At 45.4% G+C, this 16,592-nt stretch carries 13 protein-coding genes; all 13 read left to right on the top strand.

What is annotated here, in order from left to right:
- The first annotated feature begins 1 nt into the window (after window position 1).
- The 13 genes from CWE07_RS13225 (at window position 2) to CWE07_RS13165 (ending at window position 16,540) form a co-directional block, all read left to right on the top strand.
- Complete coding sequence (locus CWE07_RS13225) at window positions 2-1,246, top strand: O-antigen ligase family protein (RefSeq protein WP_111570380.1); 1,245 nt, start codon at window positions 2-4, stop codon at window positions 1,244-1,246.
- The gene (locus tag CWE07_RS13220) at window positions 1,230-2,324 is read left to right on the top strand and encodes a glycosyltransferase family 4 protein (protein WP_111570379.1); all 1,095 of its coding nucleotides are present in this window, start codon (window positions 1,230-1,232) and stop codon (window positions 2,322-2,324) included. Before CWE07_RS13225 ends, CWE07_RS13220 begins: the two co-directional genes overlap by 17 nt.
- The gene (locus CWE07_RS13215) at window positions 2,318-3,373 is read left to right on the top strand and encodes a Gfo/Idh/MocA family protein (protein WP_111570378.1); all 1,056 of its coding nucleotides are present in this window, start codon (window positions 2,318-2,320) and stop codon (window positions 3,371-3,373) included. Before CWE07_RS13220 ends, CWE07_RS13215 begins: the two co-directional genes overlap by 7 nt.
- Window positions 3,374-3,376: 3 nt before the next feature.
- Window positions 3,377-3,838: an acyltransferase gene (locus tag CWE07_RS13210; protein WP_111570377.1), complete on the top strand. Its 462-nt coding sequence runs from the start codon at window positions 3,377-3,379 to the stop codon at window positions 3,836-3,838.
- 3 nt (window positions 3,839-3,841) lie between these two features.
- Entirely contained in the window at window positions 3,842-4,945 is a 1,104-nt protein-coding gene (locus CWE07_RS13205) for a DegT/DnrJ/EryC1/StrS family aminotransferase (RefSeq protein ID WP_111570376.1), read from the top strand.
- Complete coding sequence (locus tag CWE07_RS13200; RefSeq protein ID WP_111570375.1) at window positions 4,942-6,075, top strand: glycosyltransferase; 1,134 nt, start codon at window positions 4,942-4,944, stop codon at window positions 6,073-6,075. The genes CWE07_RS13205 and CWE07_RS13200 overlap by 4 nt, the downstream gene beginning before the upstream one ends.
- A gap of 3 nt (window positions 6,076-6,078) precedes the next feature.
- Window positions 6,079-7,026, top strand: a complete 948-nt coding sequence (locus CWE07_RS13195; RefSeq protein ID WP_111570374.1) for an NAD-dependent epimerase/dehydratase family protein — start codon at window positions 6,079-6,081, stop codon at window positions 7,024-7,026.
- Window positions 7,026-7,574 (top strand): sugar transferase, encoded by a 549-nt coding sequence (locus tag CWE07_RS13190; protein ID WP_111570373.1) that lies wholly within the window; start codon window positions 7,026-7,028, stop codon window positions 7,572-7,574. Before CWE07_RS13195 ends, CWE07_RS13190 begins: the two co-directional genes overlap by 1 nt.
- Complete coding sequence (locus tag CWE07_RS13185) at window positions 7,558-9,531, top strand: polysaccharide biosynthesis protein (RefSeq protein WP_241974147.1); 1,974 nt, start codon at window positions 7,558-7,560, stop codon at window positions 9,529-9,531. The genes CWE07_RS13190 and CWE07_RS13185 overlap by 17 nt, the downstream gene beginning before the upstream one ends.
- A gap of 86 nt (window positions 9,532-9,617) precedes the next feature.
- On the top strand, window positions 9,618-11,105 hold the full coding sequence (locus tag CWE07_RS13180) for a Fic family protein (RefSeq protein ID WP_111570372.1): 1,488 nt from the start codon (window positions 9,618-9,620) through the stop codon (window positions 11,103-11,105).
- Between the two features lie 24 nt (window positions 11,106-11,129).
- Complete coding sequence (locus CWE07_RS13175; protein ID WP_111570371.1) at window positions 11,130-12,302, top strand: nucleotide sugar dehydrogenase; 1,173 nt, start codon at window positions 11,130-11,132, stop codon at window positions 12,300-12,302.
- A gap of 57 nt (window positions 12,303-12,359) precedes the next feature.
- Window positions 12,360-15,125 (top strand): SLBB domain-containing protein, encoded by a 2,766-nt coding sequence (locus CWE07_RS13170; protein ID WP_241974146.1) that lies wholly within the window; start codon window positions 12,360-12,362, stop codon window positions 15,123-15,125.
- Window positions 15,125-16,540, top strand: coding sequence for a capsule assembly Wzi family protein (locus tag CWE07_RS13165; RefSeq protein ID WP_111570369.1), 1,416 nt, complete (start codon window positions 15,125-15,127; stop codon window positions 16,538-16,540). The genes CWE07_RS13170 and CWE07_RS13165 overlap by 1 nt, the downstream gene beginning before the upstream one ends.
- Window positions 16,541-16,592: the final 52 nt, after the last annotated feature.

The raw sequence follows: 16,592 nt of genomic DNA, 5'->3' as shown, positions 1-16,592 counted from the left end.
GATGTCTAAAATTCGTTCTATACTCAACTTACCGATATGGGTAATTTTGTTTGCGGGCTTTATCCCTATAGATATGCTGAACGGTGTTTTAATTCGTGGTGGAGGACCTTCTGTTTCCTTCGCTTTTAAGCTAATAGTACTTGGTATTGTTTGTATCCACCTTATTCGTTCTAGGTATCGCGTCTTAACAATATTTTGCATTGCAACCGTATTTTTTTATTTAGCATTACACACCCTGATATTAAAGGACATCAGGTCTGCAATGGTTGGTATAGACTTTTGGATTAAATTTACGAGTATCATACTTTTCTTTCTATTCTTTTCTCTAAAAGTTCAAAGCCATAAATGTGAATATATAATCACTATTGCAAAAGCAGCATTCTTCTTTTTATTTCTAAACACTATCATAGGACTGCTAGGTCTGGGTTTTCCAATGTATTCGTCGGGCGGGGTAGGCATCGGGACTAGAGGGCTTATTTTTGCAGGCAATGAGCTTGGTGGAGCACTTTTAGCGTCAAGCTTTATTTTGCTTGTTCATTACTTCTCCCAAGGAAAAATAAAGTATTTCACTATTATATCACTATGTTCTCTTATTATGTCCGCTTCGATGACCAGCAAGGTCTCGATCTTGGGAATCTTAATTCTGGTTTCTTTAATCCCATTGGTATATATGTTTAACACCTCTCGCGGACTCATTCTTGAAAAAAAGGCTTTTTATTTCAATTTCGCCGCATTTGGCTTTTTTCCTGTAGTGGTTTCTATATTTGCTTATATTGCACTATACAAATCAGGTTTATTTGACAGAATTGTTCATCTTAACGAGTCCGGTATTATGATGGCTCTGTTAAGCGCGAGAGATATCTGGGCTAGAGAGGCTATGCAAGCGTATTTAGAAGTTTTTTCATTTTATCAAATCTTGTTTGGAATGGGGTTTGAGTGGTTTGAGTACATAAGTCAGAATAAATCAGTTGAAATAGATCCAATCGATTTTCTACTTTCATACGGCATTTTTGGGCTTTTCCTTTCTTATTTTTTCTTCTTATGGGTAATTGTCTTTTCTATTCTTTTTAATTCAAACGGTTGGTCAAATTATGTTGGTTTTTTTTGTTTCTTACTAGTTTGCGTTAGCTTTACATCTGGCCATATTCTTTACTCAGGTACGGCCGGATTCTTGTTCGCAGCTGCGTTCTCTTTGGTATATTCAAGAAAGGAAGCCTCTTTTGAAAAAAATGCTACTCATATCTAACATTTTTCCCACTGAGGAAAATCCACACTCTGGTATTTTTGTTAAAAGATTTTTTGATGGGTTCTTAGAGCGTGGTTATGAAGTTGATGTTGTAACTAAATATAGTGGTTCAAGGATGAGCCTAGCAAAAAAAATCAGTTATTCAATATCTTATATTTATGACTGCTACAAAGCAATTCAAAACTTTGAAGGCGACATTATTTATGTGCATTACTTATCTTATAATTTGATACCATTTTATTTTTTAAGCCCTAAGTGTAAATTAGTATTGAATGCACATGGTGGAGATATTATCCCCATGTCTTTGTTTTCAAGACTAATTAAACGCATCGTAGCTCCAATACTTAGAAAGGCTGATTTAGTTGTTGTTCCTTCGCTTTTTTTGAAGACTAAAGTTCGTACGGAGTATCAAATCAATAATTGTAAATTGTTTATAAGCCCCTCTGGGGGTGTTGATATTGATCTATTTTCTCCAAAGCAGGAAAAGGAACTTGATTTTTCGCGTCCAATAGTACTTGGTTTTGTATCAAGACTCGAAGATGGCAAGGGTTGGGAAACCTTACTTTCTGCAGTTAAATATTACGAGCAGGAATCCCCTGGTAGGATTAAAGTTGAAGTTTATGGTGAAGGCAGAGATTTAAATACATTTCTTGAGAAAGTTGAGTCGCTTTCTCTAAAGAATGTAATCAGTTGGAAAGGTCGCGCTGACCCTAAAGATGTGCCTGCTATAATGCGTCGCTTTGATTGTTTTGTTTTCCCTACCCATCGTGAAGAAAGTTTGGGACTAGTTGGTTTGGAGGCGCTAGCGACTGGGCTTCCTATTTTAGCTTCGCGAATTGGCGCAGTACCGGAATATGTCCATGATTACTATAATGGATTCTTATTTGAGGCTGGAAATTCACAGCAATTAAAATTGGCTATTGCAGCTATTGTAAACTCAAGTCAAGAACAAATTTTATTCATGCAAAAAAATGCTCGGAATAAATCTGTTTATTATAACGCTCTTGATTGTGCTGAGCAGTTATCGTCCAGAATTGATTTACTTATTGAAGATTCAAGCAAGGAGAGGTTATGTTGAAGTTTGCCATTGTCGGGTGTGGTCGGATTGCAAAAAGGCATGCAGATATATTGTCCGGTGGAGATGTTAAAGATGCATGCTTGGTTGCGGTTTGTGATATAGACGAAAGTAAAGCAAGGCTTTTTTCGAAAAACTATGATGTGCCCTATTATACGGACATGGATGCGATGATGGCTAATGAAAATATAGACGCCGTTGTCGTACTAACTGAGAGTGGAAACCACGCACGTCATGTCCTTCGTCTGGCTCCTTATGCAAAGCACATAGTTGTTGAAAAGCCAATGGCACTTACTCTGTCTGATGCTGACAGTATGATTCAGGAATGTGATAAGTTTGGAATCAAGCTTTTTGTAGTTAAACAGAATAGATTTAATGTTCCAGTTCAGAAAGCTCGAGAAGCCCTTGAACGCGGGCGGTTTGGAAAGCTTATTCTCGGCACAGTCCGTGTACGTTGGTGCAGAGAGCAAGCCTATTACGATCAGGATTCTTGGCGTGGGACATGGAAGCTGGACGGCGGAGTGTTAACAAACCAAGCAAGTCATCATATAGACCTTCTTGAGTGGATGTTTGGTGAAGTTGAAAGTGTCCAAGCGATGAGTACTACCGCGTTAGCAAAGATAGAGGCTGAAGACACGGCCGTGGTTACATTGAAATTTAAGAATGGCGCTTTAGGAGCTATAGAAGCAACAACGGCAGTGAGACCGAAAGATCTGGAGGGCTCATTATCTATTCTTGGAGAGACAGGTACTGTCGAAATCGGCGGTTTTGCAGTCAATCAAATGAAAACTTGGAATTTTCAAACGCAAGAGCCGGATGACTCCAGCGTCCTTGAAAAATACTCTGTCAACCCCCCTAACGTCTACGGCTTTGGGCATCATGCCTATTACGAACATATTGTCGAATCACTTCTTTATGGCAAACAGCAATTGGTTGATGGTTTGGAAGGCAGAAAAAGCCTCGAATTGATTAATGCAATTTATGAGTCAATAGAGACAGGTAAAAGAGTATCTCTACGTTTCAATCCCAAGCATTGTAAGTTAGGCCTATAGGAGATGAGTAATTTACCAATTATCAAAAAAGTAGGCTTTGTGAACGTAGAATTCGGCAAAGTAGTTACGGTGGTTGAACCATGCAATCTGTATGGTTGCAAAATTGGCGACGCAAGTTTTATTGGCCCGTTTACAGAAATCCAAAAGGATGTCGAAATTGGTAAGCGCACTAAAGTCCAATCTCATACGTTTATTTGCGAGTTGGTTAGCATAGGGGATGACTGTTTTATTGGTCATGGAGTTGTATTTGTAAACGATCTTTTTAAGTTTGGCGGCCCCGCCAGAGGAGATAAATCACAATGGCTCCCGACACAAGTTGGGGATAGAGTATCTATAGGTAGTAACGTTACCGTGCTGCCAGTAAAAATATGTGATGATGTAGTCATTGGTGCCGGTGCTGTGGTGACGAAAGATATAATTGAGTCAGGTGTTTACGTAGGTAATCCCGCTAGGAAAATAGGATAAAAAATGATTAAGTTTTTAGATTTGGTTGGACAATATAAAAAAATAAAAACTGAAATTGATGAGGCGATTCATTCCGTTATTGCCGATGCCAGCTTCATTGGTGGTAATCATGTTTCTGAGTTTGAAACACGATTTGCTCGCTACGTAGGAGCTTCCAATTGTGTAGGAGTAAACAGTGGTACAGATGCACTGGAGATTTCACTTGCTGCACTCGATATACCGAAAGGCAGCGAAGTTATTGTTCCCGCAAACTCATTTATAGCGAGCTCGGAGGCTGTAACCCGCGAAGGTTTGCGGGTGGTATTTGCGGACGTAAATACAAAAGATTTTCTTCTAGATATCGATGATGTAATTAGAAAAATAACTCCTAATACGAAAGCAATAATAGCGGTCCATTTATATGGGCAACCCTGTGATATGAATCCGATTTTGCGTGTAGCTAGGGAGCATGGGCTTTATGTTATCGAGGATTGTGCTCAAGCTCACGGAGCCGAGTACGAAGGGGAAAAAGTGGGTACTCTGGGAGACGTAGGTTGCTTTAGTTTTTATCCAGGTAAAAACCTTGGTGCTTATGGTGACGCCGGAGCTATTACTACGAACAATCAGGAGCTTGCTATTAAAGCAAGGAAAATCGCTAATCACGGTAGAGTGGCGAAGTACGATCATGAATTTGAAGGAAGGAACTCAAGATTAGATGCACTTCAAGCGGCAGTTCTAAATGTTAAGCTCAATCATATCGAGGACTGGACTAGAAGAAGAATAGCAATCGCCGATCTTTATTTAAGTAAGCTCAGTGATGTTAATAAAATTGAGTTGCCATTTAGAAGTTCAAACGTAACTCAGGTATATCATCTTTTTGTTATAAAAACTGAGTATAGGGATGATTTAAAAGCTTATTTGCTTCAGAACGGTATAGAATCTGGCATCCACTACCCTATAGCTCTTCCGAAGCTCGAAGCATACCGATATATGGAATGTTCCACGTGCCCGGTTGCATGCTCCATTGATTCTACTTTACTAAGCTTACCTATTGGTGATCACATGACCATAGGAGATGCTGATAAAGTGGTAAATGCGGTAAAAGCTTTTTTTAAAGAAAAGCAATGAGTATGAATAAATGTAATAAGATATTGGTGCTAGCCTATTCCGATATAAATTATGATGCAAGGATATTGAAGCAGTGTCTAGCGTTAGTTGAACATGGTTATGAAGTTAACTTTTATGGTGTTAGATATTCTGATGTACAATACGAGCAGCCATTTAAAGTTAATTATCTAGCTGATAGGGCGGGCAACCGCCTGTTTCAATTTATTCAATATTTTATATTGATGCTTTATTTTTTCATGAAGACAATTGGTGAAGCGCGTTTTACTTCGGTAGTGATGGTTCATAACATGCCGAATTTCCTTGTGTTATCAACCTGGTACTTAAAGCTACGCGGCTGCCCTGTTGTTCTTGATATACATGATGATTCTGAGCTTGTGTTTTCGAGGAAATTCCAAAACACCTTATTTAAAAAGATTTTTCGTTTTCTTGAAAATAATGTGTCGCTGAAATCCCCTACTGCTTTGATGACAGTTAATAAGCAGTTGAAAGGTAAATTACAATGCTTAACAACAGGCAATATCCATGTAATACATAATTCTCCCGAGGTTGATCGATTTATTGACGGGCCAACCTATAAGGTCGGCTCGCCAATAAAACTAAAGTTTATTGGTAATTTAGGGGAGCACTATGGAGTAGAACGTCTAGTTGAGTGGGTGGCAGCATTACCTTCTAACCTTGATGTTTCTCTTGATATTCATGGGGATGGTTTGTTGAGAGCCACACTCGAGAAAAAGTCCAGAGAAATAGATGTGTTTCAGCGTGTCTTATTTCACGGCCGTTTTAACCCTAGTCAACTACAAAGCATTCTCAGCGATGGGCATATAGGTATTGCACCTTATGACCGTAACGAAATGACTGATATTTTGTTGCCGGTTAAGCTCTTGGAATATACTGCCTGTGGTCTTGCTTCTATGTGTACTAAGCTTAAAGCCACCAGTGATTACTTTCCTGATACATCGCTAATGTATGTTAATAACTACTCTGATTTTGAGTCTGCATTGCAGAATATTTATTCGGGCAAATTGTCTCTTGAAATTTTTAAAAGGGAGTCGAAAGCGGTTGTGGATAAAATTTCATGGCAGAATGAGAAACTGTCTTTTATTTTATTTATTTCAAGCATAGGGCGCTAATTAATGAAGGTTTTAGTAACAGGGGCTAAAGGTTTTATTGGACATAATTTGATTTCAGCCCTTAGACACATCAACTTGGATGTGTACGGAACTGAACGTGTAAAGTCGGACGAGATTAATTTTTTCTCCGTTGATCTAAAAAGCGCCGATTGGGATAAAGCTGTATCCGACAAAGATGTTGTGATCCATTGTGCAGGAATTTCCAGTGAAGATGGTTCAGTCTCTGATGACTTTGAGTTAATTAACGTCGAGGCAACGAAGAAGCTCGCCGAGTCTTGTCGTAAACATAATGTTAAAAAGCTCATATTTTTGAGTTCAGCTAAGGTTATGGGGGAGTCAACGGAGCCCGGGTTGCCCTTCTACAGTTACAGTGCCCTGAAGCCAATCGGACTTTACGCAGAATCAAAAGCAAGCGCAGAATTAAAGTTAAAAGAAGAGCTTTCAGGCTCTGATGTGGATTTGATAGTGATTCGTCCCCCTTTGGTTTACGGTAGGGGAGTGAAAGGAAATTTTAGAACATTATCTTCAGTTGCTAATTTAAACTTCCCTTTACCAATTAAAAGCGTGAGGAATAGTCGAAGTCTACTTGCCTTAGATAACTTGATCGACTTTATAGTTACTTGCATTATGCATCCTACTCCCCTAAACGGTGTATTTTTGGTAAGCGATGACTGCGACGTTTCAACGAAAGAACTTCTTGAGGCATTAACTCTTGCTTACGGTAAAAGTCCGAGGTTACTGCCATTTCCTGTTTCACTGATGCGCGCAGCGGCTGGTTTATTCAGCAAGCACGCAATATCTGACCGATTACTAGGTAACTTACAGCTGGACATTAGCCATACTAAACAAACTCTCAACTGGCAACCAAAAGTTTCTTTTGAGCAAGCCATTCAAGATTATGTTCGAGATGAGCTAAACAGTTCAGATTATACAAAAGGTAGTAAACCGTAATGACAAGAGCGCTTGATTTATTTTTCTCACTCATTGGGCTTATAGCCGGACTCCCAGTTCTACTTGTCTTGTTTATTATCGGATTGTTTGACACAGGTTCGCCTATTTTTCGACAGGAACGCGTAGGTCGAAATCAGCAACCTTTTACGCTTGTTAAATTTCGGACAATGAGCAAAGACACTGCCAGTGTCGCCAGTCACTTAGCTAGTACATCATCGATTACTAAGTTCGGTCATTTTTTAAGGCGCACCAAATTGGATGAACTTCCACAGCTTTGGAACGTCCTAATAGGTGAAATGAGTTTGGTAGGGCCAAGGCCGGGCTTGTTTAATCAACAGGAATTAACAGCAGCGCGCGAGAAACATGGTGTGTACAACTTGCGCCCCGGTATTACTGGTTTAGCGCAAGTTAATGAAATCGACATGTCTACGCCAGAAAAGCTAGCCGAAGTCGATGCTGAAATGATAAGAACCATGAGCCTGAAGAATTATTTCAAATACATTTTCATGACCGTTGCAGGTAAAGGTTCCGGTGATAGAGTTAAATAGACTGCTAAGTAAGCTTTTCGCGTTACCCCGCGAAGCCAAGCGCATTGTTTCCCTGGTAATTGATATCGGTGCGCTGTTATTCGCTTACCTTTTTGCACTGTCGGTGCGCTATGAAACTTGGTACACACTGGGCGATGGAAACACCGTACTGGCTATTATCGTCGCCATTCCGGTTTCGCTATTCCTTTTCGCCCGCTTTGGCTTGTACCGAGCCGTTGTCCGCTACATGGCGCTTTCTGCCTTACTTACTGTGTTGCTTGGGGTTGTCAGTTCTGCTGTGGTACTCGCCGTAGCCGTTTATTGGTTAGACGCCCCAGTGCCACCCAGTGTTATCGTCAACTACGCCCTCATGTCGCTAGTGCTGATTGGTGGCATGCGCTTAGTTATGCGCGCTGTATACGAGCAAGCGACCCGCAAAGAAAAAGAGCGCGTGATTATCTACGGGGCGGGCTCGGCCGGGCGCCAACTAGCTCAAGCCATTAATAACGGCAACGAATTTCACCCTGTGTGCTTTGTCGACGACGACGTTACCTTGCATAATTCCACTATGTTGGGTTTACGCGTGCGTTCCCCAGAAAGCATTGCGGAATGTGTCAAAGAATGCCACGCCAGCCGGGTACTGCTAGCACTGCCCAGTGCAAGCCGCAGTCGCCGTAAACAAATTCTTGATTTACTCGAACCACTTAAAGTTGTGGTGCAAACCGTGCCAGGCATGGCCGACATGGTTGACGGCCAAGTCGCGGTAGACGATCTACAAGAAGTGCGTATTGAAGACTTACTCGGTCGCGACCCTGTGGCACCCCGTCAGCGCTTAATGGACACTAATATTCGCGGTAAAGCGGTGTTAGTTACCGGTGCCGGTGGGTCGATTGGCTCGGAACTGTGCCGTCAGATTATTGCCAGCGAACCGAAAGTGTTGGTGCTGGTTGAAGTGTCGGAATATAACTTATACGCCATTGAACGCGAACTCACCCAGCTGTTGCAACGAGAGCAGTATGACGTCAGTTTAAAGCCCGTGCTGGCAAGTGTGCAAAACCAATCCCGTTTACAACGTTTAATGCAGGCGTTCGCCATAGACACGGTATACCATGCTGCCGCCTACAAGCATGTACCTATGGTGGAGTATAACGTGGTAGAGGGTATGCGTAATAACGTATTTGGCACCTTGCGTACCGCTGAAGCGGCCATCGCGGCAGGTGTTAAAGACTTTGTACTCATTTCAACCGATAAAGCCGTGCGCCCGACCAATGTGATGGGGGCCACCAAGCGCTTTGCCGAGTTGGTGCTGCAAGCCTTAGCCAAGCGTGAAGGCGTGCACACTCACTTTTCCATGGTACGTTTTGGCAATGTGCTCGGCTCGTCAGGTTCGGTAATACCGCTATTTCGCCAGCAGATCATTCAAGGTGGCCCGATTACGGTCACTGACCCTGAAATTACCCGTTATTTTATGACCATACCCGAAGCGGCACAGTTAGTGATTCAAGCTGGTGCTATGGGCTCCATTATGGCCAAAGAAGAGGCCAATAATGGCGGCCAGGTATTCGTGCTGGATATGGGCGAGCCAGTTAAAATTATTGACCTCGCCACTAAGCTAGTGCGCTTAATGGGGCTTGAAGTGAAAACTGAAGAGAACCCCCATGGCGATATCGAGATTATATTCAGTGGCTTGCGGCCGGGTGAAAAGCTTTATGAAGAGCTGTTAATTGGCGATAACGTTGAGTTGACCGCGCACCCACGTATTATGACCGCGCGTGAAATTGACCTGCCATGGCAGGAATTGGCTTACTTAATTGAAAGTTTCGATATTGAATGTAGTGAACACAATGTGGTGGCGATTCATCAGCGCCTGCAGCAGATGCCATTGGCATTTAGCCCAAGTAGTCAATTGTGTGATTTAATTATTGGGCTAAACTCTCAGTCAAACCGCCAGTCAAGCACTCAATCAAGCTCCCAGTGAAGCGCATAAATTTTATTTGCCCAGCTATCGTTTGCATAAAAAATATGTTAAAAGCATAAAAATAATAGTTTCAACAGGCTTCGCACATGAAAGTAGGCTATGCATGGTTGGCGAAATATGATGGCGTACAAGCGCCCGAGCCATCGCCATTTGCTGAGATACGCCCGGTGTCAAGGCTGGAAGTTATCGGCGATTGCCTTGCGGTGCCTGCCTCGGTGGCGCCCGACAATGACAATGTACTTAGCCACGTGCTATTTGCGCTAAAGCATGAGGGTATTAACCTGACCATTCTGGCACAGGCGCTGCAGCTGGTGCCTGAGCCTGAATTGCGCAGCGCCTACGATGCCGCCCCAGGCAGCCAGTTTTTGCGTAAGGCATGTTATTTGTGGGAGCATTATACAGGGCAACGTGTGCAGCGTGAATCTGAAGGCTTACGCCATAATTATGTCGGTTTGTTCAACCCTGAGCGCTATTATACCTCAGCGGGGGAGCGTAACCGCCGTTGGCGCGTAGTTTTCAACGGGATAGGCTCGTTGCGCTATTGTGCTGTGGTGCGCAAAACGCCGATTTTAGACAAGTTTTTGCACAAGAACTTATTACAACAAGTTCAGGACTTTGTGCAAGCGTTGCCTGCTGACCTACTAACCAGAACCTTGGCCTGGGCGTACTTAGACGAAACCCGTAGCTCTTACGCTATTGAAAGGGAACTACCGGGGGGAGACAAAGCCAACCGGTTTATTGACCTGTTAAAGCAGGCTCATAAACCCCGAGATTTAACCGAAGATTACCTGGTCAGCTTACAAAACGCGACAGTCAGCAATGTTTTTGTGCAGGCCGCTTCGTTTCGCCACGAGCAAAACTATTTAAGCAATGGCTTGCGCGGCGCCCTTGGCGTCACTTATCTACCCCCAGCACCGCAGTTAGCCCGGGAATTGATGTCCGAACTGATGGCATTGGCTAACCATGATGGTGGTAAAAACCTTCATGAGGATGGTGGTTTGGACCCTATTATGCTGGCGGCGATAGTGTCGTTCGGCTTTGTATTTGTTCACCCATTTATGGATGGTAACGGGCGTTTGTCACGGTTCCTGTTTCATCAGGTATTGTGCCAGCAAGGCGCCTTGGACGACGGTTTACTGTTGCCTGTGTCGGCGGTATTAAAGCAAGATGAAGCGGGCTACAAAGCGGTATTAGAAAGCTGGTCTGCAGGTACAAGGCCATTTTGGCAAGTCGAGTGGATTGATGGTGAACGCTACCACTTTGACTTTCAAGGACATGACGCATTGTACCGTTACTGGGACGCCACCCACTGTGTCGAGTTTATGTTTGCGGCGGTAGAGCAGGCGCTGACAACAAAACTGATTCAGGAAAGTGACTACCTGAAGCAGTATGACGCTATTTATCAGCAAATTGATAAACAGTTTGACGTGGCAGCGAAGGATTTAGCCAGCCTTGTCATGCATTGCATGCAACACCATGGGCGTATTTCCGAAAACCGACGCAAGCAATTTCGCTACTCGGTTCCGCCAGAGGTGTTTGATGCGATTGAGACTGCATATCAGGCACTCAAATAATTTAAAATGACGAAAGGATTGAAGATGAAAATTGCCGTTGCTGGCACAGGCTATGTGGGCCTGTCGAACGCCGTATTGTTAGCACAGCATAACGAGGTTGTCGCCGTTGATTTGGTGCAGCGTAAAGTTGATTTAATTAATGCCAAGCGCTCACCGATTGAAGATGCTGAAATTAGCGATTTTCTGGCGAATAAGCCGCTGCAATTAACCGCTACGTTAAGCCCTGAACAAGCTTATGCGGACGCTGAGTTTGTGATTATTGCCACCCCCACTGACTACGACCCGAAAACCAATTATTTTAATACCAGTAGCGTTGAAGCGGTCATCGCCCAGGTCAAGCAGATTAACCCCGAAGCGGTGATGGTGATTAAGTCGACCATACCGGTGGGTTATACCCAAATGTTGAAAGACAAGATGGGCACTGACAACATTATATTTTCACCGGAATTTTTACGTGAAGGTCGTGCGTTATACGACAATTTGCACCCTTCGCGGGTGATTGTGGGTGAGCGGTCAGCGCGCGCTGAACGCTTCGCCGCGCTGTTAGTACAAGGCGCCATGAAACCTGCTGCGGATATTCCGGTGCTATTTACCGACAGCACCGAAGCGGAAGCGGTAAAACTATTTTCGAACACCTATTTAGCCATGCGCGTGGCGTATTTTAATGAGCTTGACACCTACGCTGAAGTTCACGGCCTCGACACCCGGCAAATTATTGAAGGGGTGAGCTTAGACCCACGCATTGGTGGCCACTACAATAACCCAAGCTTTGGCTATGGTGGTTACTGCTTACCGAAAGACACCAAGCAGTTACTGGCCAACTATGAAGACGTGCCGCAAAACATGATGCGTGCCATTGTCGATGCGAACCGCACCCGTAAAGACTTTGTTGCCGACGCTGTGATTGCCAAGAACCCCAAAGTGGTGGGTATTTTCCGCTTGGTGATGAAGTCTGGCTCGGATAATTTCCGTGCCTCGGCGATTCAAGGGGTGATGAAGCGCATTAAAGCCAAAGGGATAGAGGTGGTGGTGTACGAGCCAGTGTTAGAAGATAGCCACTTCTTTAATTCGCGGGTGGTAAACGACTTAGCGGCGTTCAAACGTGAAGCTTGTGTAATAGTTTCAAACCGTATGGACAAGGCATTAGAAGATGTCGCCGATAAAGTGTACACTCGCGACTTATTCAATGCTGACTAGTCAGTAGCTGCGCACATAATAATTTTTAATTTTAGTTCGACCTTTAGGAGCACCCCGGTGAGTACAGGATTTTTTCGCAACCTTGTTGTCGCGAGCGCTATGCTTGCGACCACGCTGACAGCGACGCTAAGTTACACTGCTGCGAATGCAGTGTATGCGCAAAACATGCCGAGCCAGGCACAAATTGAGCAGTTGCGCAGCTTGCCGCGGGCGCAGCAAGAACAGCTGGCACGCCAGTTTGGTGTAGATATTCAAATGCTGGACCAAATGGAGCGTCGTGACAGTACGCGCAGCCCACAGCAACAGCAGCAGGAAGAAGACGTGGTGTTTCCGCGCGGCACTGAGTTCGACCAGTATGGCGACCCCATTATTCCGACTGATTTAGAGCGTCAGTTCAGAACCGACGCAGACGAACTGAAGGCGTTCGGTTATGACGTATTTGCCGGCCAGCCACGTACCTTTGCTCCTACCACTCATGCGCCAGTGCCCTCTAATTATCTGGTCGGTATTGGCGACCAGATTACTGTGCAGCTGTTTGGTCAGGAAGACCGCACCTTTCAACTTGAAGTTGACCGTGAAGGCAAAATTCATATTCCGCGTTTGGGCGAAATTACGGTTGCGGGTATTACCTATTCTGCGATGCAGGAGCTGATTCAGCATCGTACCCGCGAGCGCTTAATTGGTTACCAAGCTTCAATTAGTATGGGGCAATTGCGTTCTATTCAAATTTTCATTGTCGGTGAAGCTTATCAACCGGGCGCTTATACGGTCAGTTCATTGTCAACGCTTAGCCAGGCTTTGTATGTGGCTGGTGGTGTATCGGATATCGCCTCATTGCGTACTATACGCTTAATGCGTGGCGGCGAAGTCGAGTCAGAATTTGATGTATATGATCTGCTCATGCGTGGTGATTCGTCGGCGGATCGCTTGTTACGCAGTGGTGATGTTATTTTTATCCCACCACGCGGTGACATGATAGCGGTACAAGGCGAAGTGAATCGCCCGGCATTGTATGAATTAAAAGGCAATGAAACCTTAGCTGATGCCATTGCCTTTGCAGGCGGTGCGAAACCTGAAGCCTACATGGGTGCGGTGCAAGTGCGCCGTGTACGTGACGGCCGCCGTGTCATGACCACCCGCGATTTAAACCTCAGCAGTGAGCTGAATGCGCAAGTCCAAGGTGGTGATGAAATTACCATTGGTAAAGTGGCTGACAGCTTAGACGATAGCGTGTTGTTGGTGGGTGCGGTCACGCGGCCTGGTAATTACCAATGGCGCGAAGGCATGCGTATTAATGACGTAATTAAAAGCGCACGCCACGATTTACTTGAACAGGCAGATTTAAGTTACGGCTTAGTAGTGCGTGAACACGGCCCACGCCGCCAAATTAAAGTACTGCAGTTTGACGTTGCGCTCGCAGTTGAAGGGGATGAAGCGGAGAACTTAGGTTTGCAGGAACGCGACCAAGTGCTTGTTTTCAGCCGCTATCAAACCCGGGTAGAAGAGCAGCAGAACCTTTCGCGCCTGACCTTGACCCAGCAAGAACGCGAGCGCGAATATCGCAGGGAATTGCTGGACAACTATCGCATGGCGTTTTTAGAGGACATTGTGCGTGAGGCTGAGTTAGACCCTCAAGCGCGTGAGCGTGAGCAACGTTTACGCGAGAGCCAAAGTGTACCTATACGCGAATTATTTGGTAATTCTGATCCAGATGCTAACAACGTCGACGAGCAAGACCTAGCCGATTATTCACGTCAGCGCATGCTAGAGCCCGTGATGCAACGTTTACAGCGTCAGCGTACGCAACGCGGCCAGACGCCGTTTGTTTATGTTGCTGGTGAAGTGAACCACCCAGGTATTTATCCGCTGGTAGAAAACGCTACGGCAAGTCGGTTACTTGCAGCGGCTGGCGGTTTGCAAGAATCGGCTTACTTGCAGCGGGCTGAAATTACCCGTTTGAATGTGAGCCGCGATAATGCAGAAACTGAATACTTGACTGTGAACTTGCTTGACGTGATGCTGGGTAATGATGACGTTGAACTGCAGGGGCGTGATCGCTTGAATGTGTTAAGCATTCCTGAATGGCAAACCACTTATGAAGTCACGCTGCGAGGTGAGGTTCGCTTCCCCGGTACTTACGCTATTCGTCGTGGTGAAAGCTTACGCGCGCTGATTGAACGTGCTGGTGGGTTTACCAGCCATGCGTTCATTGAAGGTGCGGTATTTACCCGTGAGGAGCTGCGTCGGCAGGAGCGTCAGCGCATGAATATGCTAGCTGAAGAGCTGCAGCGGGAAATAGCCGGCAATGCAATTACTGGCACTGGGTCTACGCAGCCTTATGGGCAGATGCGAACCTTGTTGGCGGACTTAATGGCCGTTGAGCCAGTGGGCCGTTTAATTGTTGATTTACCGCGTGTGCTTGACGGTACCAGTGGTGCTGGCGATATAGAACTCAAGCACGGCGATACCCTGCATATACCTTCACGTATGGATTCAGTCAGTATTATCGGTGAAGTACAAATGGCGATGTCGTACCGCTATGACCGTGAACTGAGTGTGCGTGAGTATATTAATATGAGTGGTGGCACTAAGCAGAAAGCTGACACCCGTCGCATTTATGTGGTACGTGCCAACGGTTCAATTGAGCCTCACCGTCAGCGTACTGGCTGGTTCAGCTCGACGGGCTCTGCCGATGTGCGCCCTGGCGACACTATCGTGGTGCCGCTCAATACGGGGTACACTGACAATTTACAGTTATGGTCGCAGATAACCAACATTATTTATAATTCGGCCGTCGCGTTAGCTGCGATTAACAGCATCTGATGCTAAGTCGTTATTACTTTCGGGCACTGCTGGTTGCCTGCGCGCTGGTGAGTGCGCTCGGTGACAAAGCGCAGGCTTCACCGTGGATCGAAGCCAATGATGCGTACTTGCGCGCAAGCATTGAACAACTTGCCGATGCAGGCTATCTGCGTGGGCATGTAAATACCTATCCACTGATGTGGTCGGGTATTGCCAGGGATTTGCGGCGCATAGATCCAGCTTGGCTAAATGACGATGAGCTACATGCTTATTATCGTGTGTCGGCAGCGCTTGATTTTGCGCAAATGGAGCGTGTGAATGGCGTTCGCACCACTTTAAATAGCGAACGCGCTCGTCAGAATGGTTACGCTGACATGTATAGAGAGCATGCTAGCTTAGTCGTATCGCGTACTTTCACCAACGAGCATACGGCAGCGCGTATTCAAACGAATGTGCGCGGTGGTAGCGTTGAGCACAAGTCGTATACCTTTGAGGGTAGTTACTTAGCCACCACTTTGGGCAACTGGGCATTCAGTGTTGATCAAATGCCGGTGTGGTGGGGCCCAGGCCAGGATAACGCGTTAGTGATGTCCACCAACGCACGCCCATTACAGGGTTTTCGTTTGAACCGCTTAGAAGACAACCCCTCGAACCTACCTGTATTGCGCTGGGCAGGGCGATGGCATGCTACGGCATTCGCAGGGCGAACCCAAAGTGCCGGGCCTTTGGGCGATCAGGAAATTGCGGGGGCGCGGTTAGGTATTCGTCCGTTGCCCGCGTTGAGCATTGGGGCTAGCACCACCTTGCAAGCCGGTGACAATTTAGGGCGGCGTAATCATATAGTGGGTGCGGACGTACGACTGGCCTTGCCGTTAGCGGTGACGCTTTACGCTGAAGCTGCGCAGCGTTCGGGCAGTACAGACGTAGTGGCCTTTGAAGGTGCCAGCAGGGATAGCAGGTATGCGCTAACGATTGGTGTTAGCCACAGTATAATGTTAGGTCAGAATTTGCAGCAATTCTTCGCAGAGCACACGGATGTGCCTGCATTTTTTTATGACGATAATACCGACCCTGCAGGGTATCGGCGTTGGGGCTTGAATATGGGCGCTGCGATTGATCAGGATGTTGAGTCGTTGACCTTAGGCTATAGATTTCAAACGGCGCACGGAACAGGCTGGCAAATGCGCTTGCGTGATCAACGCATGGGTGCGAGTAACCGCTTGGTTGCGATGCAGCATGATATAGAAGGTCGAGACTTTGATATAAAGCGGCGTATGGTCGACGTGAATTATCAACGCCCATTTGCGGAAACTTTACTCACCATTGGCGTCACTTATAGTTACGATGTGGTTCGAGAAAACTTTTTAAATTCAATGAGTAGCGAGAGTTCTGAACACGATTTGGCCGTGCGTGCCAGTTGGGAGTTCAGATTTTAATTTCGTTGATTTTTAGTAAGTTAACGCCTAACATGTACGTTAGTTGTTTCTG

Source organism: Aliidiomarina maris, from assembly GCF_003987335.1.
Taxonomy (GTDB): Bacteria; Pseudomonadota; Gammaproteobacteria; order Enterobacterales; family Alteromonadaceae; genus Aliidiomarina; species Aliidiomarina maris.
Note: the sequence above shows the minus strand (reverse complement) of the source record. Positions and strands in the feature narration are given on the sequence as shown.